Here is a 682-nt window from a genome sequence, read left to right as displayed (position 1 = left end):
CGGTATATGCGGATCAGGTTGTCCGTAGACGCATCACCCGACTCCGGCTCACCCACACCCCCCAACACCGGCGCCAACACCGACGCCTGCTCCTTCCCCAACTCCACACCCCACTGATCGAACGAATCGATCCCCCACACCACACCCTCCACAAACACCTGATGCTCATACAACGCAATCAACTGCCCCAACGACGACGGCGACAACACCGGCGCCAACACCGTCGTCGACGGCCGATCACCCGGCATCACCTTGTGCGCCACCAACCCCTCCGGCACCCCCTCCGCCCGAAGCTCCGCCGCCGACTTCCCGAACGCCAACACCTTCGCCTGCGCAAACATGTTCGCCATCAACACCTCATGCATCGACCCCGACCCACCCACGGTCGGCAGATCATCGGTCGACCGACCGAACCCGATGAAATCCGCCGGCACCAGATGCGTCCCCTGATGCAACAACTGAAAAAACGCATGCTGCCCGTTCGTCCCCGGCTCCCCCCAAAAAATCTCCCCCGTCCGATACGACACCGCCGACCCGTCCACCCGCACCGACTTACCGTTCGACTCCATCGCCAACTGCTGCAGATACGCCGGAAACCGCACCAGATCATTCGCATACGGCAACACCACCCGCGACTGCGCCCCCAGCACCGACGTGTACCACACCCCCAACAACCCCAACA

Annotated in this window: 1 pseudogene; it reads right to left on the bottom strand. The window is 63.0% G+C overall.

The annotated features are described in order from the left end of the window. A pseudogene (locus ACLQ3J_RS20910) lies at window positions 1-682 on the bottom strand (glucose-6-phosphate isomerase); the annotation flags it as partial.

Source organism: Rhodococcus sp. DT1, assembly GCF_049844875.1.
GTDB lineage: Bacteria > Actinomycetota > Actinomycetes > Mycobacteriales > Mycobacteriaceae > Rhodococcus.
Note: the sequence above shows the minus strand (reverse complement) of the source record. Positions and strands in the feature narration are given on the sequence as shown.